The organism is Serinicoccus chungangensis, assembly GCF_006337125.1.
GTDB classification, from domain to species: Bacteria; Actinomycetota; Actinomycetes; order Actinomycetales; family Dermatophilaceae; genus Ornithinicoccus; species Ornithinicoccus chungangensis.
Window position 1 is genome coordinate 325,984 of record NZ_CP040887.1, and the last position, 23,910, is coordinate 349,893.

At 74.1% G+C, this 23,910-nt stretch carries 23 protein-coding genes; 15 read left to right on the forward strand and 8 right to left on the reverse strand.

Annotated elements, in window-relative coordinates:
• Positions 1-4: 4 nt before the first annotated feature.
• Both FHD63_RS01470 and FHD63_RS01475 read left to right on the forward strand, forming a co-directional pair.
• Positions 5-715 carry a response regulator transcription factor gene (locus FHD63_RS01470; protein ID WP_174964883.1) on the forward strand — a complete coding sequence of 237 codons (711 nt, stop codon included), beginning with the start codon at positions 5-7 and terminating at the stop codon, positions 713-715.
• Entirely contained in the window at positions 705-1,733 is a 1,029-nt protein-coding gene (locus FHD63_RS01475; protein WP_139719530.1) for a sensor histidine kinase, read from the forward strand. Before FHD63_RS01470 ends, FHD63_RS01475 begins: the two co-directional genes overlap by 11 nt.
• Positions 1,734-1,855: 122 nt before the next feature.
• Here FHD63_RS01475 and FHD63_RS01480 read toward each other — a convergent pair whose 3' ends face one another.
• The 3 genes from FHD63_RS01480 to FHD63_RS01490 form a co-directional block, all read right to left on the reverse strand.
• Positions 1,856-2,455, reverse strand: a complete 600-nt coding sequence (locus FHD63_RS01480) for a class I SAM-dependent methyltransferase (RefSeq protein ID WP_139719532.1) — start codon at positions 2,453-2,455, stop codon at positions 1,856-1,858.
• 80 nt (positions 2,456-2,535) lie between these two features.
• A complete protein-coding gene (locus FHD63_RS01485) occupies positions 2,536-3,273 on the reverse strand; it encodes a cytochrome c biogenesis CcdA family protein (protein WP_139719534.1) in 738 nt (245 codons plus the stop codon).
• Entirely contained in the window at positions 3,274-3,804 is a 531-nt protein-coding gene (locus tag FHD63_RS01490; protein WP_202978401.1) for a thioredoxin family protein, read from the reverse strand.
• 53 nt (positions 3,805-3,857) lie between these two features.
• Here FHD63_RS01490 and FHD63_RS01495 point away from each other — a divergent pair, with 53 nt between their 5' ends.
• The 3 genes from FHD63_RS01495 to FHD63_RS01505 are packed head-to-tail and all read left to right on the forward strand — an operon-like array spanning position 3,858 to position 7,256.
• A complete protein-coding gene (locus tag FHD63_RS01495; protein ID WP_238705723.1) occupies positions 3,858-4,874 on the forward strand; it encodes a threo-3-hydroxy-L-aspartate ammonia-lyase in 1,017 nt (338 codons plus the stop codon).
• Between the two features lie 16 nt (positions 4,875-4,890).
• Complete coding sequence (locus FHD63_RS01500) at positions 4,891-6,018, forward strand: ATP-binding protein (protein WP_139719536.1); 1,128 nt, start codon at positions 4,891-4,893, stop codon at positions 6,016-6,018.
• On the forward strand, positions 6,015-7,256 hold the full coding sequence (locus FHD63_RS01505; RefSeq protein WP_139719538.1) for an MFS transporter: 1,242 nt from the start codon (positions 6,015-6,017) through the stop codon (positions 7,254-7,256). Before FHD63_RS01500 ends, FHD63_RS01505 begins: the two co-directional genes overlap by 4 nt.
• Here the strand turns inward: FHD63_RS01505 and FHD63_RS01510 are convergent.
• Entirely contained in the window at positions 7,168-7,761 is a 594-nt protein-coding gene (locus FHD63_RS01510; protein ID WP_139719540.1) for a GNAT family N-acetyltransferase, read from the reverse strand. The genes FHD63_RS01505 and FHD63_RS01510 overlap by 89 nt on opposite strands.
• A gap of 333 nt (positions 7,762-8,094) precedes the next feature.
• Here FHD63_RS01510 and FHD63_RS01515 point away from each other — a divergent pair, with 333 nt between their 5' ends.
• Positions 8,095-8,412 carry a hypothetical protein gene (locus FHD63_RS01515; RefSeq protein ID WP_158296679.1) on the forward strand — a complete coding sequence of 106 codons (318 nt, stop codon included), beginning with the start codon at positions 8,095-8,097 and terminating at the stop codon, positions 8,410-8,412.
• Positions 8,413-8,477: 65 nt separating this feature from the next.
• Positions 8,478-10,007: a CYTH and CHAD domain-containing protein gene (locus FHD63_RS01520; protein WP_139719544.1), complete on the forward strand. Its 1,530-nt coding sequence runs from the start codon at positions 8,478-8,480 to the stop codon at positions 10,005-10,007.
• Positions 10,008-10,022: 15 nt separating this feature from the next.
• Here FHD63_RS01520 and FHD63_RS01525 read toward each other — a convergent pair whose 3' ends face one another.
• The gene (locus FHD63_RS01525; protein ID WP_139719546.1) at positions 10,023-10,541 is read right to left on the reverse strand and encodes an O-acetyl-ADP-ribose deacetylase; all 519 of its coding nucleotides are present in this window, start codon (positions 10,539-10,541) and stop codon (positions 10,023-10,025) included.
• A 121-nt stretch (positions 10,542-10,662) separates the two neighbouring features.
• Between FHD63_RS01525 and FHD63_RS01530 the strand changes: the two genes are divergently transcribed.
• The gene (locus FHD63_RS01530; protein WP_139719548.1) at positions 10,663-11,439 is read left to right on the forward strand and encodes a ZIP family metal transporter; all 777 of its coding nucleotides are present in this window, start codon (positions 10,663-10,665) and stop codon (positions 11,437-11,439) included.
• A gap of 3 nt (positions 11,440-11,442) precedes the next feature.
• Here the strand turns inward: FHD63_RS01530 and FHD63_RS01535 are convergent, their stop codons facing one another.
• Together FHD63_RS01535 and FHD63_RS01540 are read right to left on the reverse strand one after the other, a co-directional pair.
• Entirely contained in the window at positions 11,443-12,885 is a 1,443-nt protein-coding gene (locus FHD63_RS01535) for a hypothetical protein (RefSeq protein ID WP_139719550.1), read from the reverse strand.
• A gap of 2 nt (positions 12,886-12,887) precedes the next feature.
• Positions 12,888-13,232, reverse strand: coding sequence for a hypothetical protein (locus tag FHD63_RS01540; RefSeq protein WP_139719552.1), 345 nt, complete (start codon positions 13,230-13,232; stop codon positions 12,888-12,890).
• A 225-nt stretch (positions 13,233-13,457) separates the two neighbouring features.
• Here FHD63_RS01540 and clpB point away from each other — a divergent pair, with 225 nt between their 5' ends.
• The 7 genes from clpB (at position 13,458) to FHD63_RS01575 (ending at position 22,941) form a co-directional block, all read left to right on the forward strand.
• Positions 13,458-16,028: an ATP-dependent chaperone ClpB gene (gene clpB / locus FHD63_RS01545; RefSeq protein ID WP_139719554.1), complete on the forward strand. Its 2,571-nt coding sequence runs from the start codon at positions 13,458-13,460 to the stop codon at positions 16,026-16,028.
• Between the two features lie 189 nt (positions 16,029-16,217).
• A complete protein-coding gene (gene pstS / locus FHD63_RS01550) occupies positions 16,218-17,327 on the forward strand; it encodes a phosphate ABC transporter substrate-binding protein PstS (RefSeq protein ID WP_139719556.1) in 1,110 nt (369 codons plus the stop codon).
• Between the two features lie 105 nt (positions 17,328-17,432).
• Positions 17,433-18,410 (forward strand): phosphate ABC transporter permease subunit PstC, encoded by a 978-nt coding sequence (gene pstC, locus FHD63_RS01555; RefSeq protein ID WP_139719558.1) that lies wholly within the window; start codon positions 17,433-17,435, stop codon positions 18,408-18,410.
• Positions 18,410-19,552, forward strand: a complete 1,143-nt coding sequence (gene pstA / locus FHD63_RS01560) for a phosphate ABC transporter permease PstA (protein ID WP_238705725.1) — start codon at positions 18,410-18,412, stop codon at positions 19,550-19,552. Before pstC ends, pstA begins: the two co-directional genes overlap by 1 nt.
• A 38-nt stretch (positions 19,553-19,590) precedes the next feature.
• Complete coding sequence (gene pstB, locus FHD63_RS01565) at positions 19,591-20,370, forward strand: phosphate ABC transporter ATP-binding protein PstB (RefSeq protein ID WP_058892182.1); 780 nt, start codon at positions 19,591-19,593, stop codon at positions 20,368-20,370.
• Positions 20,371-20,434: 64 nt separating this feature from the next.
• Entirely contained in the window at positions 20,435-21,175 is a 741-nt protein-coding gene (locus tag FHD63_RS01570; protein ID WP_139719560.1) for an LppX_LprAFG lipoprotein, read from the forward strand.
• Positions 21,176-21,177: 2 nt separating this feature from the next.
• Entirely contained in the window at positions 21,178-22,941 is a 1,764-nt protein-coding gene (locus FHD63_RS01575) for an MFS transporter (RefSeq protein WP_139719561.1), read from the forward strand.
• A 63-nt stretch (positions 22,942-23,004) separates the two neighbouring features.
• On the opposite strand, the gene FHD63_RS01580 is transcribed toward FHD63_RS01575, so the two are convergent.
• The gene (locus FHD63_RS01580; RefSeq protein WP_139719563.1) at positions 23,005-23,880 is read right to left on the reverse strand and encodes a ribonuclease HI family protein; all 876 of its coding nucleotides are present in this window, start codon (positions 23,878-23,880) and stop codon (positions 23,005-23,007) included.
• Positions 23,881-23,910: the final 30 nt, after the last annotated feature.

The following is a 23,910-nucleotide window of genomic DNA, read 5'->3' on the forward strand; positions in this document are numbered from 1 at the left end:
GGCGGTGAGCACGGTGCTGGTCGTCGAGGACGAGGGGACGGTGCGGGAGGTGGTGTGCGCCTACCTGCACCGGGCCGGGCTGCCCACCCACGAGGCCGCCGACGGCCTGGTGGCGGTGCGGGCCTTCCCGGACGTGCGGCCCGCCGTGGTCGTGCTCGACGTCATGGTGCCCGGCATCGACGGGTTCGAGGTGCTGCGGCGCATCCGGGCGATCGACCCGGACGTGCCGGTGCTCATGCTCACGGCCCGCAGTGCCGAGCAGGACCGCATCGCCGGTCTGGAGCTGGGTGCGGACGACTACGTCACCAAGCCGTTCAGCGCGCGCGAGCTCGTGCTGCGCGTCCAGGGCCTGCTGCGTCGGTCGGCGGGCACCTCGCCCGGCGGGGCGCCCGGGGGGACCATCGAGGAGGGCGACCTCGTCGTCGACCGCGGGGCCCGCCGGGCCACCCGGGCGGGTGCGGAGCTGGCGCTCACCAGTCGCGAGTTCGACCTGCTCGTGCACCTCATGACCCATCCCGGTGTGGTGCTGGACCGGGACGACCTGCTGCGCGACGTCTGGGGGTGGGAGGTCGGCGACCGCTCGACCGTGACCGTCCACGTCCGGCGGCTGCGGGAGAAGGTCGAGGCGGACCCCTCCCGGCCGGTCCGGATCAGCACGGTGTGGGGCCGGGGCTACCGGTGGGACCGGGAGCAGGGGTGTGCCGATGAGGCCTGAGCTGGAGGCGATCACCCTCGCCGCGGGCACCGCGGGGGCGGTCGGGCTGGCCGGGGCGGCGCTGACGCTACTCGTCGCCCGGCGCTCCCCGGCCGCGGCGACCCTCCTGGGCCCGGTGGTGGGGGTGGCCAGCGTCGCCGCCGGGGTGGTCGTGACCACGCGCGCCATGTTCCTGTCCGAGCACGACGCGACGCTCATCGCCCTGGTGCTGCTGGCGGCGGCGCCGGTGGCCCTCGCGATCGGGGTCCTGCTCTTCCGCAGCGTGCGGCGGCTGGACCGACGGGCGCAGCAGCGGCTCGCCGACGAGCAGCGGCAGCTGGAGCTCGCCCGTTCCCGCCAGGACATGATCACCTGGGCCTCGCACGACCTGCGGACCCCGCTGTCCTCGATCCGGGTGATGGCGGAGGCCCTCGAGGACGGCATCGTCACCGACCAGGACGACTACCACCGGCGCATCCGGGCCGAGGCCGACCGGATGACCGTCATGGTCGACGACCTGCTCGAGCTCAGCCGGCTGCGCAGCAGCGCGCCCGCCGACCCCGGTGAGGCGGTCGACCTGGCGGAGGTGGCGGCGACGGTGGTGGCGAGCCAGCAACCGGTGGCGCAGCAGCAGCGGGTCCACCTGCGGCTGGCCGGCGACGCACCCGCGCCGGTGCGCGCGGTCGTCGGTGAGCTCGACCGGGTCGTGGCCAACGTGGTGAGCAACGCCGTCCGGGAGACGGCGGCCGGGGCCGAGGTCGTGGTGCACGTCGCGGCGGACCCGGCCGCGGAGGAGGTCGTCCTCCACGTCGACGACGCCTGCGGAGGGCTGGGGGAGGAGGCCCTCGCCCACGCCTTCGAGCCGGGGTGGCGCGGCAGCACCGCCCGCTCCTCGGGTGCCGGCGTGGGCGTCGGCCTCACCATCGCCCGCGCCCTCGTCGAGCGCAGCGCAGGGTCGATCACGCTGGCCGACCACGGGCCGGGGTGCCGCGTCCGGATCACCCTCCCGCGGCACGCCCCCGCACCGGACGCGCGGTAGGGCCGCACCGGACGCGCGCTCGGACCGCACCGGACGCGCGCTCGGACCGCACCGGACGGGCGCACGGGCCGCACCGGACGTGCGGTGGGGCCGCACCGGACGCGCGCTCGGGACAGCTGCCGTCAGGAGCCGATCGGCGAGAGGACCCACACCGAGTAGTCCGGCCCCGGTGGGTGCAGCTCGTAGGAGCCGGCGCGCAGGTCGACGTCCAGACCGCAGGCCAGGGCGTCCGCCTCGAACTCCTCCGGCGGGTAGCGTCGCGCATGGTCCGGCCCACCCCGCTGGTGCATCCCGACGAGCACCCGCCCTCCCGGACCGAGCAGGGCGCGCACGCGGCCCAGCACCTCGCGCTCGGTCCCCTCGGCCAGGAACGCCATGACGTTGCCGACGAGGACGACGAGGTCGTAGCCCGGCTCCAGGTCGACCTCGAGGATGTCGGCCTGCGTCACCGCGAGCCCGGGGTAGGTCCGGCGCGACTGCTCGACGAGGGCCGGGTCCGGCTCCACGGCGGTCACCCGGTGGCCGCGGGACTGCAGCGTGGCCGCCACCCGCCCCATACCGGAGCCGACGTCGAGGACGCGGGCGCCCCGCGGCACCAGCACGTCGGCCAGCCGCGCCTCGCCGTCGACGTCGCCCCCCTCGGCGACCAGGCGGGCGAGTCGCTCGCCGAACTCACGGGTGTGGTCGCCGGCCAGCTCCCAGCGGGTGGGGCGGTGGGGCATACGGGGCTCCTCGGCTCGTCGGGCGACGGATCGGGTATGCCGTCGGCCGGGCGTTCACGCTAGCGCCGCCGCGTCCTGGCTCACCGCTCGGGGATGAAGTCGGAGTCCAGCTCCCACGGTGCGACCGGGGAGTGCTCGAGGATCCAGGCCTGCAGCTCGCGGTCCCAGCCCAGGCCGACGGCGATCCCGACGGCGACGAAGACGAGCCCGAGGCCGCGCTGCAGCCACCCGCGCGGGTCCGCCGCCCAGCCCACGCGCCGGATGAGCGTCTGCCCGGCGAGCGCGACCCCCAGGAGGGTGGCGCTCAGCCCGAGGCAGTAGGCGGCCAGCAGCGTCAGCCCGTAGCCGAGCTCGGCGGGCAGCACGGTCACGACGACGTAGGCGTACAGCGGGCTGCACGAGGAGAAGACCGGCCCCAGCGCGGCGCCGGTGAGCACCTGTCCGAGCACCCCTTGCCGGCGCTGCGCGCCGTGCAGCCCGGCGTGGCTGCGGGCGGCCAGGCCGAGCCGGGCGCTGACCTGCTCCCACAGCGTCGGGACGAGCATCACCACGCCGAGGACGAGCAGGATGCCGCCGGAGAGCCAGCGCCAGACCTCGGGCGGCACCCCGATGAGCGCGGTCGTGCCCTTGAGCACCAGGGTGAAGACGGCCACCGACAGACCCAGCGACCCGGCCACGACCACCGCGCGCCGGGTCTGCGCCGCCCGGGAGCCGTCCCCGACGAGGGAGCCCCCGACGATGACCGGGAGCAGCGGCAGCACGCAGGGCGCGAGCGTCGTGAGGACGCCCGCGACGAGCGCGCCGAGCAGCGCGAGCACTCAGGAGCCCTGGGTCCGGGCGAGGATCTCCTCGCCCGTGGTGGCGCCCGTCCAGGTGGCGATCCCCTCGCCGTCGGCGTCGACCTGGACGAAGGTGTGCTGCTGGTGGACGCCGTAGGTCCGCCGCAGGTCGGTCCTCTCGTCGAAGTCCACCTTGACCACGGTGAGGCCCTCGGGCAGGCCTGCGGTGGTGAGGCTCTCGTCGGTGGCGCGGCAGTCGGGGCACCAGTCGGCGTGGAAGAAGAGCACGACCGGCCCGCCGTCGTAGGCGGCATACGTGTCGTGGTCGACGTAGCCGCTCATCCCGCCCGTGGTGCCGGTCTCCTCCTCGTCCATGTCGTCGGTGGACGCGTCGTCCATGTCCTCGGTCGTCTCGTCCATGTCGTCCTCGGAGGTCATGTCCTCCGCGGTCGTCGCCTCGGCGCTCGCGGCCGGCGTGGCGGGCTCCTCGGTGTCGTCGGTGGTGCCGCACGAGGCCACCGCGAGGGCGGTGGCGAGGGCGGCGAGCAGGGTGGCTGGGGTCCGTGTCATACCGCCAGCGTGGCCCGGCCGAGAGGGCGGTGGTGTTGCCGAATCCTTACCGCATGACGCACGCTGCGGGTATGCCGCTCACCACCCTCCCGACCTACGCCGACGTCCAGGCCGCGGCGGCGACGCTGGCCGGCGCGGCCCACCGGACGCCGGTGCTGACCTCGCGCCGGCTGGACGCGCTGGTCAGCGCCCGGCTGCTGCTCAAGGCCGAGCACCTGCAGCGGGTCGGGGCGTTCAAGTTCCGCGGCGCGTTCACCGCGCTGTCGGCCTTCGACGAGGGGCAGCGGGAGGCCGGGGTCGTCGCCTACTCCTCGGGCAACCACGCCCAGGCGGTCGCGCTCGCGGCCCGGGAGCTGGGCATGCCGGCGACCATCGTCATGCCCCACGACGCGCCCCGCCTCAAGGTCGAGGCCACGCTCGGGTACGGCGCCCGGGTGGTCCGCTACGACCGCTACACGCAGGACCGGGAGGAGATCGGGCGGCAGATCGCGCGGGAGCGCGGGGCCACCGTGGTCCCGCCCTACGACCACCCGCACGTCATCGCGGGGCAGGGCACGGCGGTCAAGGAGCTCGTCGAGGACGCCGGCCCGCTCGACGTCCTCGTCACCCCGCTGGGCGGAGGCGGGCTGCTGGCCGGGTCCGTGCTGGCCGCGCGGGCCCTGTGCCCCGGTGTCCGGGTGTATGGCGTGGAGCCCGCCGCGGGGGACGACGCCCGCCGCTCCCTCGAGCAGGGGCGGATCGTGCACATCGACACCCCGGTGACGATCGCGGACGGGGCGCAGACCCAGCACCTGGGCGAGCTGACCTTCCCCATCCTGCGCGCCGGGGTCGACGCGGTGGTGACCGCCACCGACGAGGAGCTCGCCGCGACCATGAGGACGGTCGCCGGCACGCTCAAGCAGGTGGTGGAGCCCACGGGGGTGCTGGGCCTCGCGGCGGTGCTGAGCGGGGCCGTGCCGGTGCAGGAGGGTGAACGCGTCGGCGTGGTGCTCACCGGGGGCAATGTCGACCCGGAGCGGTACGGGCAGCTGCTGGGGTACAACAGGTCAAACGAGGACGCCGTGGTATAACAGGTAAAACACGAGCGTGCGCGAGGGAGGAGGGGTGATGCGGCCCGTCGGCAACCCCTTCCGTCCCAGCTTCGGCACGAGCCCCCGGGTGGTCGCCGGGCGCGCCGACCTGCTCGACGAGTTCGACATCGCCCTCGACGAGGGCCCGGGGTCGCCCATGCGCTCGATCCTGCTCAGCGGGGCTCGGGGCATGGGCAAGACCGTGCTGCTCAACGAGCTGGAGGAGCGGGCGCGGGTCCGCGGGTGGCACGTGCTGCGGCTCCCGGAGGGGCCGGGCCTGATGAGCGAGCTGGAGCGGACCGTCCTGCCCGCCCGCCTCACCGAGCACGACCCGAGCGCCCAGCGGCGCCGCATCACCGGCGGCAGCATCAGCGCCGTGGGGTCGGTGTCGACGGACACCTCGGAGACCTACCCCACGACGCCCAGTGTCGCGACGATGCTGCAGCGGCTCACCGACATCGCCCGGTCGCACGGCACGGGGGTGCTGCTGACCCTGGACGAGGTCCAGGCCGCCCCCATCGAGGACGTCGCCCGGCTCGCGTCCGCCTACCAGCACCTGCTGCGCGACGAGAGCGAGATCGCCTTCGTCGGGGCGGGCCTGCCGACCGGCATCGCGGCCCTCCTGGCGCAGCAGGGGTCGACCTTCCTGCGCCGCGCCGAGCGCGTCGACCTCGCCCCGCTGCGCCGCGAGGAGGTCCTCGACGCCGCGGTCCGGACGGTGCGCGGGGCCGGACGGGTGATCAGCGCCGAGGCAGGCGGGCGGCTGGCCGACGTCGTCCACGGCTACCCCTACCTGCTCCAGCTCGTGGGCTACCAGGCCTGGCGGGCCGCCGGGGACGACGAGGTCATCACCCTCGCCGACGTGGAGGCCACGCTGCCGGTCGTCGTCGACCGCATGAGCCGCCTCGTGCACACCCCGGCGCTGCGGCAGGTGCCGCAGGGCCAGCTCGACTACCTGCGGGCGATGGCGCAGGACGACGGTCCCTCGTCGACCGGGGAGGTGGCCGCCCGTCTGGGGGTGAGCAAGCAGCACGGCAACGTCGTGCGCGGCCGGCTCATCGACCGCGAGCTCATCGTGCCGGCCGGGCACGGCCTCGTCGACATGGCCCTGCCCTACCTGCGCGAGCACCTGAGGCGCGGGTGAGCGCCGTCACCGAGCGGATCCGCATACCCTCCGAGATCTGGATCCTCGTCGGCGCGTCCTTCGTCATCGCGGTCGGTTTCGGGCTCGTGTCGCCGGTGCTGCCCGGCTTCGCCCGCTCCTTCGACGTCGGCGCCACCGCGGCCACGGTCGTCGTGTCGGCCTTCGCGTTCTGCCGGCTGGTGTTCGCGCCGGTGGGTGGGCGCCTGGTGCAACGGCTGGGAGAGCGCCCGGTCTACCTCACCGGGCTGCTCATCGTGGCCGTCTCCTCCTTCGCGACGGCGTACGCGCAGACCTACTGGCAGCTCCTGGTCTTCCGGGGTCTGGGGGGGGTCGGCTCGACGATGTTCACCATCTCGGCGATCGCCCTCGTCGTGCGCCTCGCACCACCGACGATCCGGGGACGCGTCAGCTCGCTGTGGGGCAGCTCGTTCATCCTCGGGTCCATGCTCGGGCCGGTCATCGGCGGCCTGATCGCCGGGTGGGGGATGCGGCTGCCCTTCGTCGTGTATGCCGTGGCCCTCGTCGTCGCGGCCCTGGTCGTCGGTCTGGGGCTGGGCGGGGCGAGGCTGCGGCCGCCGCCGGGTGAGGAGGACCGGCCGGTCCTCACGGTCCGGGAGGCCCTGGGTGACCGGGCCTACCGGGCAGCCCTGGCGTGCGGCGTGGCCAACGGGTGGGCCAACCTCGGGGTGCGCATGGCGGTGATCCCGCTGCTCGCGGCAGCGGTGCTCGACGAGCCCTGGGTGGCCGGCGCGACGCTCACCACCGCGGCGCTGGGCACCGCGATCACGCTGCAGATCACCGGACGCCTCGCCGACCGCGTCGGCCGGCGTCCGCTGGTCATCGTGGGCATGTCCACCTCCGGGGTGTCGCTGGGCGTGCTCGGGCTGAGCCTCCTGCCCGGTCTCGACGTCGTCGCCTCGCTCACGGTGCTGCTGGGGCTGAGCTTCGTCTCCGGGGTGGGGGCGGGCTTCGTCAACCCCGCGCAGCAGGCGGCCGTCGCCGACATCGTGGGGCAGGAGCGCAAGGGTGGGACCGTGCTGTCGACCTACCAGATGGCGACCGACGTCGGCGTCATCGTCGGCCCGGTGCTCATCGGGGCCGTGGTCGACCTCGTCGGCTTCGGGGCGGCGCTGGCCGTCACTGGGGTCGTCAGCGTGCTGGGGGCGGCGGTGTGGTTCCGCGCGCCGGAGACCCTCGGTCGGGCCTCGGGCGCCACTCCTGCGCCAGCATCCCCATGACGTGGCAGTCGACCCAGGCGTCGGCATACCGCAGCGCCTCCCGCTTGGTGCCCTCGAGCACGAAGCCGACCTTCTCGTAGACCCGCCGCGCCCGCGGGTTGAACGCGTAGACCTCGAGCTCGACCCGGTGCAGCCCCAAGACCTCGAAGGCGTGCCCGACCGCGAGCCGTGTCGCCTCGGTGCCGAGACCACGGTCGCGCGCGCCGCTGAGCCAGACGCGGAAGCCGATGGAGGCGTTGCCGGGGTCGTGGTCGAGCAGCACCGCCTCCCCGACGACCTGGCCCGTGCCGCGGTCGACGACCGCCCAGACCAGCCGGTCGGTGTCGTCGGCCCAGCGGGCGTAGACCTCCTGCAGCTGCGCCACGGTCCACGGGTCGACCTCGGCCTCCGTGTCGTCGTGGACGGACCCGGTGAGCCGGCCCACCTCCGGGTCGCGCATCAGCGCGTGCAGCCGCACGACGTCCTCGGCGGTGACCGGTCGGAGCTCGACGAGGTCGCCGGTCAGCGTGGGGGTGTGGGTGAGGGGCGCGGACCGGGCCGATGCTACTCATCGGCGTGGCCGCGGGCAGGGGGTTTCCGGGCATCCTCACCACCGGGGGGTGCGGAGACGTCACCGTGAGTCGGCCGCCGGATCAGTGGCGCGCTGAGTCTGGTGGCGAGTCAGTGGCGTGCTGAGTCACGTGGGGGATCAGTGGCGCTCTGACCCCGGGGCGCGGGTCAGTGGCGCTCTGATGCGGCTGGGGGATCAGAGTGACGTCTGCGGCATGGTGGGCCCGGATGTGGGTCGACACCCCGGCGCCTGCGGCCGGGGCGGCTGGGCGCCACCTACGCTGCCGGCGTGAGCACCCAGACCCCGCACCCCGGCAGCGAGCACCTCGTCGTGCTCCAGGACCGCGAGACGGCCGAGGCCGTCGCCGCGCAGCTCGAGGAGGAGGGCTTCCTGCAGGCGCGCGTCCAGCGCGAGGCCGCGCGCCGCCCCGGGCGTGGGGAGGCCGACCGGAGGCCCGGCTGGGTCGTGCACATCAGCGACAGCCGCCTGCCGGACGAGGCCGGGGGCGCGGCCTACGAGGCGCTGCGGGAGCGGTTCACCGAGCTGGCCCGTGTGCACGACGGCTGGTACGACGAGCCGGGGGACCCCCGGCCCGCCACGCGCTGACCGCCGGGCCCGCCTAGGGTCGTGGGTGCACCGACCTGGATCGTCAGGACCAGGTCGGGAGGCACGTGGCCACCGAGAGCGAGGCGGGTATGCAGCAGGTCGAGGCCGAGCTGAAGTTCGCCATCGGCGCGGACGACCCGCTGCCCGCGCTGGGCGAGCTCGTCGAGGTGGGACCGGTGCACGAGCAGCTTCTGCGTGCCGTCTACCTCGACACCCAGGCCCTGCACCTCGTGCGTCACCGCATCACGCTGCGCCGACGCGAGGGGGGTCCGGACGCCGGTTGGCACCTCAAGTCACCGCTCCCCGACGGCACCCGGCTGGAGGTGCACGCCCCGCTCGGGGACGGGCCGGGCCGGCTGCGGGTGCCGCAGACCCTGCGCGAGGAGCTCCGCGCGGCCCTGGGGCACGGCCTGCCGGACGGCGCCGAGGGCGCCCTGCTCCCCTCGGCGGTGCTGGTCACCCACCGCATCGAGCTGGACCTCCTCGACCCTGCCCAGCAGGGGGTGGTCCTGGCCCAGCTGTGCGACGACCGGGTGACCGCCCTGCCCGCGGGGGAGACCTGGCGCGAGCTGGAGGTGGAGCTGGTCGACGGCGACGCGGAGCTGCTCGGGCAGATCGCCGCGTCCTTCGAGGACCAGGGCGTGCCCGTGGCCGACCATCCCTCCAAGCTGGCCCGGGCCCTGGGCGACCGACCGGAGCGGGCGGGGCGCGGCGAGCAATCCCGCGTCGAGGGTCCTGCGGCGGACGTCGTGCTGGCCTTCCTCGGTGCGCAGGTCGCGGTCCTCGTGGCCCGGGAGGACGACCTGCGCGCCGACGTGCCGGACGCGGTGCACCGGACACGGGTCGCCACCCGCCGGCTGCGCAGCTCGCTGCGCACCTTCCGCCGGCTGCTCGACCGCGACGTCACCGACCCCCTGCGCGAGGAGGTCCGGTGGTTCGCCACCGCGCTCGGGGAGCCGCGGGACGCCGAGGTCGTGCGCGACCACCTCCTCGCGGCGGTCGAGGACCTGCCGGAGGACGAGGTGGTCGGTCCCGTGCGCGAGCGGGTGCGCTCGGAGCTGGACCGACGCCACGCGGCGGCGCACCAGGCGCTCGTCGAGGTGCTCGACTCCGACCGCTACCTCGAGCTGGTCGACCGGTTGCTGGAGCTGCTGGCCGCGCCCCCGTGGCGGGGCCGCGCCCGCAGACCTGCCGACACCGTCCTGCCCCGTCTCGTGGGCCAGGCCGTCGACCGGGCGCGCGCGGAGTCCGACGTCGCGGCCCAGGCCGAGGGCGAGCAGCGGCTGCGCCTGCTCCACGAGACCCGCAAGAGGGCCAAGGCGGTCCGCTACGGGTGCGAGGCGCTCGCCCCGGCCCTGGGCGAGCAGGCCGCCGCGGCCGCGCAGGCGTGGGAGCAGGTCACCGAGACGCTGGGCGAGGTCCAGGACGCCGCCCTGGCCGCCCAAAGGCTGCGCGAGCTCGCCGGGACCGCTCAGGAGGCGGGGGAGCCGGGCTACACCTACGGCCTGCTCGCCGCCCGCGAGGCCGCCCGGGCGGCAGCGGCGCAGGACGGTGAGGCGGCGCTCGCCCGGGCCCTGGAGCACGGCTGGCCCTGACGGACGCCGGCGCGGTCAGACCCCGAGCGCGCGCTCGAAGTGCGTCAGCACCTCGGGGCTGAAGAGCACGAAGCGGACCTCCTCGACCGACGGCACGGCATGCGCGGTGGCCCGCACCGTGCGCACCGCCACGTCCGCCACCTCCGCGGCGTCCCAGCCGAAGACCCCGGCGCCGACCGCGGGGAAGGCGACCGACCGGGCCCCCACCTCCTGCGCCACCTCGAGGCTGCGGCGGAAGCAGGAGGCCAGCAGCCCAGGGTCGGTCTGGCCGCGGCGACGGTCCGGCCCGACGGTGTGGACGACCCACCGCGCCGGCAGCCGGCCGGCCCCGGTCGCCACCGCCTCCCCGACGGGCAGCCCGTCGTGCCAGCGCGCGGCCCGGACCCTGCGGCACTCCTCCAGCAGCTCGGGCCCGGCGGCCGCGTGCAGCGCCCCGTCCACACCTCCTCCGCCCAGCAGCGTCGAGTTCGCCGCGTTGACCACGGCGTCCACGGTCGTCGTCGTGAGGTCCCCGTGCTCGGCGGTGATGCGCATGGTCCCATCGTGCACCGACCTGCCGGGGTCGGCGACCGGCCGGGCGGTACGGTCGTGCGGCCGACCCCACCCGCCGTGACCGCCGCCGCGGTCCGGCCCACCGCCCGCGAGGAGGTATGCCGTGCTGCTCGCGCTCGTCGTCACCCTCCTCGCCGGGCTGGCCACCAGCGTCGGCGGCTTCATCGGCACCCGGTCCACCATGCTGAGACCGGGCATGATGGCGGTGGCCCTGGCCTTCGCGGCCGGGCTCATGATGACCATCTCGCTGGTGGAGATCGCCCCCGCGGCCCTCGAGAGCATGACCCGGTCGCTCGGGCGAGGCGTCGCGGTCGTCTCGGTGCTGGGGGTGATGGCGCTCGGGGCCGGGGTCGTCTACGCCCTGCGGCGGCTCCTCCCGCACCGTCCGGCGCCGGGGGTGCCCGACGTCCGGGGGCTGGACCCGACCCTGCTGCGCAGCGGTGTCCTCATCGGTCTCGTGGTGGCCCTGCACAACCTGCCGGAGGGCCTGGCCACCTTCCTGTCGACGGTCGAGGACCCGGCCGGCGGCGTGGTCCTGGCGCTGGCGATCGCCATCCACAACGTGCCCGAGGGGCTGGCGGTGGCCGCCCCGATCTACGCCGCGACGCGTGACCGGACGCAGGCGGTGCTGTGGGCGACCCTCAGCGGGCTCGCCGAGCCCCTCGGCGGCCTGCTCGGCTACCTCGCGCTGCGGGCCGTGCTGCCCGCCGACCGGCTCGACCTGTCCCTGGCGCTGGTCGCCGGGATGATGGTGGCCGTCAGCCTCCTCGAGCTCGTCCCGGGCGCCCGGCGGTATGCCGTGGGTCGCCGCGAGGTGGTGGTCGGCCTGGTCCTCGGGGCCGCCGTCATGGTCGTCTCGCTCGCCCTGCTGCGACTGTGAGGGTCAGCGCGCGGGCGCGCCCTGCCACCCTCCGACGCCCTGCCGCTGCACCTCGGTGGCGTCGAGCACGTCCAGCCCCGGCCCCTGCTGGCCCTCGCCCTGCACGGCGTGGTGGCGGAAGCGGATCAGCTCCTGGATGTCCTTCGCGGTGAGCGTGACGCCCCCGACGTCGCCGGCGCGGTTGATCTTCGAGATCCACTTGGCGATGGTCGACCCGGTGCCCGCCCCGGGGATGGCGGCGGCGGTCGAGAAACCCGCGTTGAGGTACTGGCCCTCCCCGACGTAGATCGCGGCGTTGACGCCGTCCGCCCACTCGCCGAGGCCCGGCACGAGGCCGATGACGTCCAGGCCGAGGTGGGTGAAGAAGGACAGCGGGTTGAAACCCTCCATCGGCTTGAGGCGGTCGAGGTTCTCCAGGTGCCGGTCGATGCTGCCCGGGTCGAGGGCGGAGAGCTCGACGAGGGCGGCGCCGAGGCTGGCCCCCCGGTCCTGCACCCACCCGCGCTCCAGGGTGAGGTGCCGCAGGTGGGCCGGGATGTCGACGTCGTACTCGTCGTCGCCGTCCTCGACGCGGATCGGGACGTCCTCGCCGCCCAGGAGGAACGCCCGCAGGGCCTCCGGGTTGCCGCTCATCGCCTCCAGGACCCACGGCATCGGGTCGATGACGTCCGCGCCCTGCGGGTCGCGGAAGACGGGCAGCCGCTCGTACCGGAAACGCGAGGTCTCGGCCATCTCGGCGGCCCACGCCTCTGGGTCCTCCCTCTCGATGCGGATGACGTCCTCGCCCAGGCCGACCAGCCAGTCGGCGGACCACTCACCACGGCTGGCCAGCAGCGCGAACGCGCGTGCGTGAGTGACGTCCTCGGCGCCCGGGAAGTCGAACTCGTGGCTGAGGACGCCGAGCGAGCCGGCATACAGCTGCAGGAAGCGCTCCGAGGCCGGCGAGTCGTCGAGCGCCGCGAGGTAGTCGAGGTCGATGCTCGGCCCCATGTCCATGCTCGCGTAGCCGTCACCCTCGCGGTAGCCGTCCAGGAGGAGCAGGGCAAAGGTGGCGTCGCCGCCGTAGCGCTCCAGGAGGTCGATGAGCTCCTGCGGCGGCGGCATGCTGTCGGTGTCCATGAGCTCGCGCGCCCGGTCGGCGAACTGCTTGGCCTGCTCGTAGGGCAGGTCGGGCACGGCCCGGTGGTCGTAGGACACCGTGCGCTGGATGCCGGGCGCGCTCGCGGCGAGCCACTCGGCGTAGAAGAGCTGGTTGCGCAGGACCAGGTGCTGGCGGGTCGCCCAGTCACCGATCTCGGCCACTCCCGAGAGGTCGCGGGCCGACAGCCCGAGTCCGGTCAGGGCCTGCCGGATGCGTGACTCGGCCTCCGAGACCTCGCCCTCCACCCCCTGCAGGGTGCGGACGAGGTCGCGCATCGCCTCGAGGTCCACCGACACCCTCGCCATCGCTACCCCCTGCTCCCGACGGGCGGCAGGGCGAGCGGAAAGAGCGGGGACACACCGAAGGTCTCGCAGCGGCGCACCTGCTCGGGCTCGGCCGCCAGCTCCTGGAGGAGCTGCTCGCGCGCCTGCTCGGCCGCCCGGTCGAGCCGACGGGCGCGGGCGGACAGACCGTCGCCGAAGCGGTCGGCGGGCGCTCCCGTCCACGCCCCGGCCGACATCGCCCGCTCGGCCTCGTCGAAGGCCGTACGCAGCGTCGCGAGGTCGGGGGCGAGGTGGGTCAGCGTCGCCCGGATCTGCTCCCGGCGCGGGTTGGCCACCATCGCGTGGTTGCCGGTGCCGTCGTCGCACATCGCGCGTCTCCCCTCCTGTGATCGACAGCCGCCCTGCCACGGCTGGACCTCACAGGAGTGTAGGGCCTCGGGCGCCGGGCCGCACGCCCGCGAGCGACCGACGTGCACCAGGGTTGAGCGGAATGCGCTCAACTTTGCGGGTGTTGACCCGAGCAGACATTCTTCGACACGACACGACACGACCGTCGGGCACGCCGCCCGCGGTCGGGGAGGACGGGCACGCCCATGGATCTCAACCTCACCACCAAGGCCCAGGAGGCCCTGTCGACCGCGGTGCGCGACGCCGCGGCGGCGGGGCACGCCCAGGTCGAGCCCGCGCACCTGCTCGCGGCGCTGAGCCAGCAGGGCGACACGACGACCGGGCCGCTGCTCGAGGCGGCGGGGTCCAGCCCACGGGCGGCCAAGCAGGCCGCCGACGCCGCGCTGGCCGGCCTGCCCAGCGCCAGCGGCTCCAGCATGGGCAACCCGGGCCTGTCCCGGGCCATGCACGGCGTCGTCAAGGGCGCCCAGGACGCCATGTCGGCGATGGGCGACACCTTCGTCTCGACCGACCACCTGCTGCTGGCCCTGGCCCGGGCGGGAGCCGTGCCCGGGGTCGACGCGGACGCCCTGGCCGAGCGCATCCCCGCGCTGCGCGGCGGCAAGAGGGTCGACTCCGCCGACCCGGAGGCCACCTTCGACGCGCTCGGCAAGTACGGCACCGACCTCACGGCGATGGCCCGGGAGGGCAAGCTGGACCCGGTCATCGGCCGGGACGCCGAGATCCGCCGCGTGGTCCAGGTCCTCTCCCGTCGCACCAAGAACAACCCTGTCCTCATCGGCGACCCCGGCGTCGGCAAGACCGCGGTCGTCGAGGGCCTGGCCCAGCGCATCGTCGCCGGGGACGTCCCCGAGTCGCTGCGGGACAAGACTCTCATCTCCCTCGACCTGGGGGCGATGGTGGCCGGGGCGAAGTACCGCGGCGAGTTCGAGGAGCGCCTCAAGGCGGTCCTCGCCGAGATCACCGGCAGCGACGGCCAGGTCGTCACCTTCATCGACGAGCTGCACACCGTCGTCGGCGCCGGCGCGAGCGGGGACTCCTCGATGGACGCGGGCAACATGCTCAAGCCGCTGCTGGCCCGCGGTGAGCTGCGCATGGTCGGCGCGACCACGCTGGACGAGTACCGCGAGAACATCGAGAAGGACGCGGCCCTGGAGCGCCGCTTCCAGCAGGTCTTCGTCGGTGAGCCGTCGGTGGAGGACACCATCGCCATCCTGCGCGGCCTCAAGGAGCGCTACGAGGCCCACCACAAGGTGGCCATCGAGGACGCGGCCCTGGTCGCGGCGGCCGACCTCTCGGACCGCTACATCCCCGGCCGGCAGCTGCCGGACAAGGCGATCGACCTGGTGGACGAGGCCGCGAGCCGGCTGCGCATGGAGATCGACTCCTCGCCGGTCGAGATCGACCAGCTGCAGCGCCAGGTCGACCGGCTGACGATGGAGGAGATGCACCTGGCGCGGGAGGAGGACGACGCGTCCCGGGCCCGGCTCGAGAAGCTGCGCTCCGACCTCGCGGACCGCCGCGAGGAGCTGGCGGCCCTCACCGCGCGCTGGGAGGCGGAGAAGACCGGGCTCAACCGGGTCGGGGAGCTCAAGGCCCGGCTGGACGACCTGCGCACGCAGGCCGAGCGGCTGCAGCGCCAGGGCGACTACGAGGGCGCCTCGCGCCTGCTCTACGGCGAGATCCCGGCGGCCGAGGCCGAGCTGGCCACCGCGCAGGAGGAGGAGTCGGCGCTCGAGCGCAGCAGCGGCACCGCGCCGATGGTCAAGGACGAGGTGGGCGCCGACGACGTCGCCGACGTCATCTCCGCCTGGACCGGCATCCCGGCCGGGCGGCTGCTCGAGGGCGAGACCGAGAAGCTGCTCCGGATGGAGTCGGTGCTCGGTGAGCGGCTCATCGGCCAGCACATGGCCGTGCGGCTCGTCTCCGACGCGGTGCGGCGCTCGCGGGCCGGCATCTCCGACCCGGACCGTCCGCAGGGGTCCTTCCTCTTCCTCGGCCCGACCGGGGTCGGCAAGACCGAGCTCGCCAAGAGCCTGGCCGACTTCCTCTTCGACGACGAGCGGGCCATGGTGCGCATCGACATGTCGGAGTATGCCGAGCGGCACGCGGTCGCCCGCCTCATCGGGGCGCCCCCCGGCTACGTCGGGTACGACGAGGGTGGTCAGCTCACGGAGGCGGTCCGACGCCGCCCCTACAGCGTCGTGCTGCTGGACGAGGTGGAGAAGGCCCACCCCGAGACCTTCGACATCCTGCTGCAGGTCCTGGACGACGGCCGGCTCACCGACGGGCAGGGCCGCACCGTCGACTTCCGCAACGTCATCCTCGTCATGACCTCCAACCTGGGCAGCCAGTTCCTCGTCGACCCGACCACCGACGAGCAGACCAAGCGCGAGCAGGTCATGGGCACCGTCCGGGCCAGCTTCAAGCCCGAGTTCCTCAACCGGCTGGACGAGGTCGTCATCTTCGACGCGCTGACCCGGGAGGAGCTGGCCACCATCGTGGGGCTGCAGGTCGCCGAGCTGGCCCGCCGCCTGGAGGGGCGCCGCATCGGTCTGGAGGTCACCGACGCCGCGTCGGCCTGGCTCGCCGAGCGGGGCTACGACCCGGCCTACGGCGCCCGGCCGCTGCGCCGCCTGGTGCAGACCCAGATCGGGGACCGGCTCGCACGGCTGCTGCTCTCGGGCGAGGTGCGCGACGGCTCCCGGGTCGTCGTCGACCTCGACGAGGCCACCGGGGAGCTCGTCCTGCGCTGAGCCGGGCGCGGCGCCCTGCCGGACTTTCGCTCCTCGTTCACCACTCGTTCACCCAAGGCCGTAGATCGCGTCACGTCCGGCTCCTACGTTTCCAGGCGTTGGCGATGCCGCCAGCGTGCCCCTGGACGCGCCGGTGCCCGTCACCGGCCCGGGGCCACGATCCCCGACAGACGTTGAGAGAGGTTCCCCGTGAAGCAGCACCGCTTGACCCGCACGGTCGCCATCGCCATGGCGGCGTCCTTCGCGCTCGCCGCCTGCGGCGGAGACGACAGCAGCTCGGAGGGCGACGCCGCCGGCGGTGGCTCGGAGTCCGGGGGCGGAGAGCTGTCCGGCCGTCTGGTCGGGGCCGGCGCCTCCTCCCAGGAGTCCGCCATGACCGCCTGGATCGCCGGCTACCTCGAGGTGCAGCCGGAGGTGGAGGTGCAGTACGACGCGGTCGGCTCGGGTGCCGGGCGCGAGCAGTTCCTCGCCGGGGCCACCGACTTCGCCGGCTCGGACGCCTACCTCGACGAGGAGGAGCGCGGCATGGTCGCCGACGCCTGCGCCGGGGGCGAGGCCATCAACCTGCCGATGTACATCTCGCCGGTCGCCGTCCCCTACAACCTCCCCGGGGTGGACGAGCTCAACCTGGCGCCCGAGGTGCTCGCGGGCATCATGAACGGCGACATCACCGCCTGGGACGACGAGGCGATCGCGGCGGACAACCCGGACGCCGAGCTCCCGGCCACCGAGATCACCGTCGTGCACCGGTCCGACGACTCGGGCACCACGGAGAACTTCATGGAGTACCTCACCGCCGCCGCGCCGGACGCCTGGCCGCACGAGCCGTCGGACGCCTGGCCGGTCGAGGGCGGCGAGGCCGCCGCGCAGACCACCGGTGTCATGCAGGTCATCAACTCGACCGAGGGCACCATCGGGTATGCCGACGCCTCGGCCGTCACCGGCCAGTCCGCCTCGATCGGGGTCGGCGAGGAGTTCGTGCCGTTCTCCCCGGACGCGGCGGCCAAGGTCGTGGACGCCTCCGAGCCGGCCGACACGGGCGTCGAGGGCGACCTGGCCCTGGAGCTGGCCCGCGACACCACCGAGTCCGGTGCCTACCCGATCGTCCTGGTGAGCTACCACATCGCCTGCAAGGAGTACGACGACGCCGAGCGCGCCGACAACGTCAAGGCGTTCCTCGAGTACGTCGCCTCCGAGGAGGGCCAGCAGGCGGCGTCCGACGCGGCCGGCTCGGCCCCCATCGGCGAGGGCACCCGCGAGCAGGTCCTGGCCTCCATCGACATGATCCAGGGCGGCTGAGCCCGTTCCGACCCACGATCACGCCATGACGGCGGACGTCACCCCCGGGGGACGTCCGTCGTCATGGCCGTGTGACGGTCCTCGACCGCAGACGAGAGGCAGACCATGAGCACACCTGAGCCTGACCCGGACCGGGGCGGTGGCGTCGCCACGACCGAGTCCCCGACCGGCGGCGGCGCCAAGGTCAAGCGCCGGGCCGGAGACGTCGTCTTCAGCGGCACGTCGCTCTTCTCCGGCGTCCTGATCCTGCTGATCCTCGCCCTGGTGGCGATCTTCCTGGTGTGGCAGGGCATGCCGGCGCTCACCGCGCCCGCCGAGGAGATCAGCGGGGGTGACGGCTTCTGGAGCTACGTCTGGCCGATGCTGCTGGGCACCGTCGTCTCCTCGGTCGTCGCCCTCGTCCTCGCCACGCCGGTCGCGGTGGGCATCGCGCTCTTCGTCTCGCACTACGCCCCGCCCCGCATCGGGCGCACCATCGGGTTCGTCATCGACCTGCTGGCGGCGGTCCCCTCGGTCGTGTTCGGGATGTGGGGCCTGTTCGTCTTCGCGCCCCGGCTCGTCCCGCTCCTCGACTGGCTCGAGGCCAACCTCGGCTTCCTGCCGTTCTTCGCCGACAGCTCGGCCACCGGGCGGACCCTCATGACCGCCTCGGTGGTGCTGGCCGTGATGATCCTGCCGATCATCACCTCGGTCTCCCGCGAGGTCTTCCTCCAGACGCCCCGGCTGCACGAGGAGGCCGCGCTGGCCCTCGGCGCGACGCAGTGGGAGATGATCCGCACGGCCGTCCTGCCCTTCGGCGGCCCGGGCGTCATCGGCGGCGTCATGCTCGGCCTCGGCCGGGCCCTCGGCGAGACGATGGCGGTGGCCATCATCCTCTCGCCCGGGGGCTTCACCTGGAACATCATCGGGACCGGCAACAACACCATCCCCGCCGAGATCGCCCTCAACTTCCCGGAGGCCGCCGGGCTGCGCCTGTCCGAGCTCATCGCCGCCGGGCTGGTCCTCTTCCTCCTCACCCTGGCCGTCAACCTCGTCGCTCGCTGGATCGTCGAGCGCCGGGCCGAGTTCTCCGGAGCCAACTGATGAGCACCGCCACGCAGACGCCCCCGGACACCGCCCCCCGCGGCGAGGAGCCGGACTACGTCCCCTCGCCCGTCCGCGCCACCAGCTCCCGTCCGCTCATGGTCATCGGGGCCGGCGCGGTCCTGCTGTGGCTCGTGCTGTGGTTCGTCGTGGACCTCAACCCGGTCTTCTCGCTGATCGCGTCCTACGTCGTCTTCCTCGTGGCCTCGTGGGCGACCTACCGCTCCCTCGGCGGCTCCCGGGTGGCGACCGACGTCGTCATGCGCTGGCTGGTCTACGCCGCCTTCGTCTGCGCCATCGTGCCCCTCGTCTCGATGCTCTGGACCGTCTTCAGCCAGGGCCTGCCGCTGGCCTTCACCCCCGGCTTCTGGACCCAGGACATGGTGGGGATCACCGGCGCCGACGACCAGGCCTACGCGAGCGGGGAGACCGACACCCTCGCCGGCGGTGCGGGGCACGCCATCATCGGCACGCTCATCATCACCGGCACGGCCGCGCTGATCTCGGTGCCGATCGGCATGTTCACCGCGATCTACCTCGTCGAGTACGGCGGCAGCAACCACCTCTCCAAGGGCATCCGCTTCCTCGTGGACGTCATGACCGGCATCCCGTCGATCGTCGCCGGCCTGTTCGCCTTCGCGCTGTTCACCCAGGTCGTCGGCATCCGGGACGCCAAGATGGGCATCGCCGGAGCGGTCGCCCTGTCGGTCCTCATGATCCCCACCGTCGTGCGCAACAGCGAGGAGATGCTGCGGATCGTCCCCAACGAGCTGCGCGAGGCCTCCCTGGCGCTCGGCGTGCCGAAGTGGCGCACCATCGCCAAGGTGGTGCTGCCCACCGCGGCCTCGGGCCTGGCCTCCGGGATCACCCTGGCCATCGCCCGCGTCATCGGCGAGACGGCCCCGTTGCTCGTGGCCATCGGGTTCGCCCGCAGCTTCAACACCAACATGTTCGAGGGGCCGATCAACAGCCTCGCCGTCTACACCTACTGGATGTTCACCAAGCCCCTCGACCCGGCGCTCATCGAGCCGAGCCGGGAGCGGGCCTGGGCGGCCGCGCTGCTGCTCGTGCTCATCGTCGTCACGCTGAACCTCGTGGCCCGCGCCATCGCGACGTTCTTCGCCCCCAAGACCGGCCGCTGACGGCATACCCCCTGTCCGGAGAAGAGAGAATCACTCACATGTCCAAGCGCATCGACGTCAAGGATCTCGACATCTACTACGGCGACTTCCACGCCGTGAAGAACGTCTCGATGACCATCGAGCCGCGGTCCGTGACCGCGTTCATCGGCCCGTCCGGCTGCGGCAAGTCCACGGTGCTGCGCACCCTCAACCGCATGCACGAGGTCATCCCGGGCGCCTACGTCAAGGGCGAGGTCGCCATCGACGGCACCAACCTCTACGGCCGCGGCGTCGACCCGGTGGACGTGCGCCGCCAGGTCGGGATGGTCTTCCAGCGGCCGAACCCGTTCCCCACCATGACCATCAAGGAGAACGTCCTGGCCGGGGTGCGCCTCAACTCCAAGCGCATCTCCAGCAAGGCGGCCGACGAGCTCACCGAGAAGGCGCTGCGCGGGGCCAACCTGTGGAACGAGGTCAAGGACCGCCTCGACAAGCCGGGGTCCGGGCTGTCCGGCGGGCAGCAGCAGCGGCTGTGCATCGCCCGCGCGATCGCCATCCAGCCCGAGGTCATCCTCATGGACGAGCCGTGCTCCGCGCTGGACCCGATCTCCACCCTGGCGATCGAGGACCTCATCAACGAGCTCAAGGACCGCTACACCGTCGTCATCGTCACGCACAACATGCAGCAGGCGGCGCGGGTCTCGGACAAGACCGGCTTCTTCAACCTCGAGGCGACCGGCAAGCCCGGGGAGCTCGTCGAGTACGACTCCACCCAGAACATCTTCAACAACCCCGGCCAGCAGGCGACCGAGGACTACATCTCCGGTCGCTTCGGCTGACGGTCGCCCGGCCGGCCGCGCGTGCTCCCTCCCGGTGCGGCCGCCGGTGCGTGATACTGGGCGTATGAGGTCACGCGACGGACGGCACACGCTCACCCGGGTGAGCGGGCTGGGGCTCGCGGCCGCCCTCGCCCTCATGCTCGTCGGGTGCAGCGACGACACCGAGGAGAGCGCCACCACCTCGACCCCGCCGCCGCCCACGGCGGCCGACCGGCTGGCCCAGGCGCACGACGTCCTGGTCGACGCGGGGTCGGTCGCCCTGACGCTGACCGGCACCGACCTGCCGGAGGACGAGACCTCCTACATCATCAGCGCGGAGGGCGCCGGGACGATGGAGCCGCCCGCCTTCGACGGCACCATCACCGCCGTGATCGCGGGGGTCCAGGCCGACATCCCGACGGTGGCCCTCGACGGCGAGCTCTGGGTCAAGCTGCCCTACGTCCCCGCCCACGTCAACACCGACCCGGCCGAGCTGGGGGTGCCGGACCCGGCGACGCTGTTCGACCCCGAGGACGGGCTCGTGGGCCTGCTCGGAGCCACCCGGTCGCCCGAGTTCGGGGAGCGCTCCCGGGCCGGGGCCGAGGTGGTGCAGGAGGTCGTCGGCACGCTCCCGGGGGAGACGGTCACGGACCTGCTCTACGTCGGCGACGCCGAGTCCGAGTTCGCGGTGACCTACGGCCTGGTGGAGGAGGACTGGCAGGTCCGCAGCGTGGAGATCACGGGGCCGTTCTACCCGCCGGCGACGTCGACCTACACCGTGACGCTGGACGCCTACGGCGAGCCGGTCACCGTGACCCAGCCCTGAGGATGACGCGGACGCGGCAGGAGGGGACCGGGCCGCCGGCGGGGGTCGGGGCCACCGGCCGCCCGGCCACCGGGCCCGCGCGCGGTGCCCGGGCGCTGCTGGCCGTGGCCGCGCTGGCGGTGGCCCTGGCCGCGGCGGACACCTACGTCGTCGTGCTGGCGCTCACCGACATGATGGGCGGGGTCGGCGTGGGCATCGAGTCGCTGCAGCGGGGCACCCCGATCATCTCCGGCTTCCTGCTCGGCTACATCGCCGTGCTGCCGCTCATCGGCCGCCTGTCCGACCTCGTGGACCGGCGGCGCATCCTCCTCTGGTGCCTCGTCGTCTTCGTCGTGGGGTCGGCGGTGACCGCCGCGGCGGTCGAGCTGCCGGTCATGGTCGGCGGCCGGTTCCTGCAGGGCCTGGGCGGTGGCGGTCTGGTGCCCGCGACCCTCGCGCTGGTGGCCGACCTCTGGCCGCGAGGGCGCCGCGGCCTGCCGCTCGGGGTCGTCGGCGCGGTCCAGGAGCTCGGGTCGGTGCTGGGCCCGCTGCTCGGGGCGCTCGTGCTCGCGGTGGCCGGGTGGCGGGAGATCTTCTGGCTCAACGTGGTGCTGGGCCTGCTGGCCCTCCTCGGCGTCGTCCTCCTCCGCCCCGCGGCGCCGCACCGGGGGTCGCCCGTCGCGGACCCCGGGCCGACCGGGCGTGGCTCGTGGTGGCGGCGGGGCGCGGCCTACCTGCTGGCGGCCGTCGCCGCGTCGCTGTGGACGCTGGCCCTCTGGGCCCCCGAGGCGCTGACCACCTCGGTGGAGCTCGGCCTGCCCTTCGTGCCCCTCGACCCGGACTCCGGCTCCCGGGTCGCCACGCCGGTCGGCCTCGCGGCGGCGGCCGTGACCCTCCTGCTCGCCCTGGTCACTCTCCCGCGGTGGCTGCCGCTGCTCCTGCGTGCCGACCTGCTGGGGGCGACCTTCGTCGCCGTCGCGCTGGGCTCGCTGGTGCTGACCTTCTCCACCGCGGACCCCGAGACCGAGGTGCTCGGGCCGTGGGGCGTCTGGCTGCTGCCGCTCGGCGCCGGCTCGACCGTGGCCTTCCTCCTGCGGCAGCGCCTGGCCGCCGCGCCGCTGGTGCCCCCCGGCGTCGTCCGGCGTCGGGTGTGGCCGGCGCTCGTGGTGAGCCTGCTGGTGGGCGCCGCGATCGTCGCGGTCGTCGTGGACGTGCCGCTGCTCTCCCGTCTCACCCAGGGCACCGACGAGACGGACGCGGCGCTGGTGCTGGTGCGCTTCCTCGTCGCGGTGCCGGTGGGGGCGCTGCTGGGCGGCTGGCTGCTGCGCCGGGTCGGTCCGGCGCCCGTCGCGGCTCCGGGGCTGGCCCTGGCGGCGGTGTCGATCCTCGCGATGGCCCGCTGGGAGCGGGCCTCGCTGGACGAGCTCGTCAGCACGACGCTCGCGCTGGCCGGTGCCGGCCTGGGGGTCGGCCTGGCCATCGCCCCGGTCAACGACGCCGCCCTCGCCGACGCCCGCGAGGACGGTCACGGCACCGTCAGCTCGCTCGTCGTCGTCGCCCGCATGGTCGGCATGGTGGTCGGCCTGGCCCTGCTCACCGCCCTCGGCCTGCGCCGCTTCCACCTCGAGGTCGGCACGCTCGCCGACCCGACCGACACCGACGCGCTGCTGGACGCCGCGGTGGTCCAGGTGCAGACCGTCCTCACCGGCGCGGGGTATGCCGTCGCGCTCGCCGCGGTGGTCGCGCTCGCCCTCGGCTGGCGACCGGTCGGGCGCGGCCAGGGCTGAGCGGGCCGCCCGGCCGGCCCGGGCACCGGAGACCTGCGGTCAGGCCCGGGCCCGGGGCCCGGCCTACGCCTCCGGGGTGCCCTGGTGGAAGCGCTGCTGCCACCGCTGGCCGGTGCGCTGCCACAGCGAGCTGCGCAGGGTGCTCGCGTCGGGGCCGACGCCCCGCCAGAGGAGCAGGACCAGGTCACCGGGGAGGCGCTGGACGTCGAGCACCTCGAGCTCGACCGGGGCGGGGAGCGGCGTCAGCTCGTCGAGCATCTCCTCGCGGCTCCAGCGCCGGCCGGAGCGGCCGACCTCCTGCCACTCCGGGTGCAGCAGCGCCGCCGCGAGCGAGGGGTCGGAGCGCACCTCCTCGGTCAGCAGCGAGCGCTCCAGCGCCACCACCTGGTCCTCGTCGCCCGGCTCGTCCACGAGGGAGAAGAGGTCGTCGTCCGCGCGGCCGCCCCCCACCACGAAGGGGTGCTCCGCCGGTGCCGCCGCGGCACCGAAGCCGGGCCCGGCCTGCGGCTCCCGACCTGCGGCATACGCCTGGGCAGCGGCGTTGGCCAGCCGGTCGGCCTGCTCGTTGAGCTCGTGACCGGCGTGCCCCTTCACCCACCGGAAGCGCACGTTGGGGCGCATCGCGGCGTCCAGCGCCTTGATGATCTCGACGTTGGCGACCGGCTTGCCGTCCCCCTTCTTCCACCCGCGCCGCTTCCAGCCCGGCATCCACTGGGTGATGGACTTGATGGCGTACTGCGAGTCGCACAGCACGAGCAGGTCCTCGTCCAGGTCGGCGGTCTGCTGCAGCAGGTCCAGCACGGCGGTCAGCTCGCCCATGTTGTTGGTCCCGTGCTTCCACCCGCCGCTGGCCCAGCGGTCGTCGTCGACGTACCACCCCCAGCCCGCCGGACCAGGGTTGCCCAGGGCGGATCCGTCCGCGGCCGCGACGACAGTCATGGGTCCAGGGTAGGAGACCTGCCGGCGGCC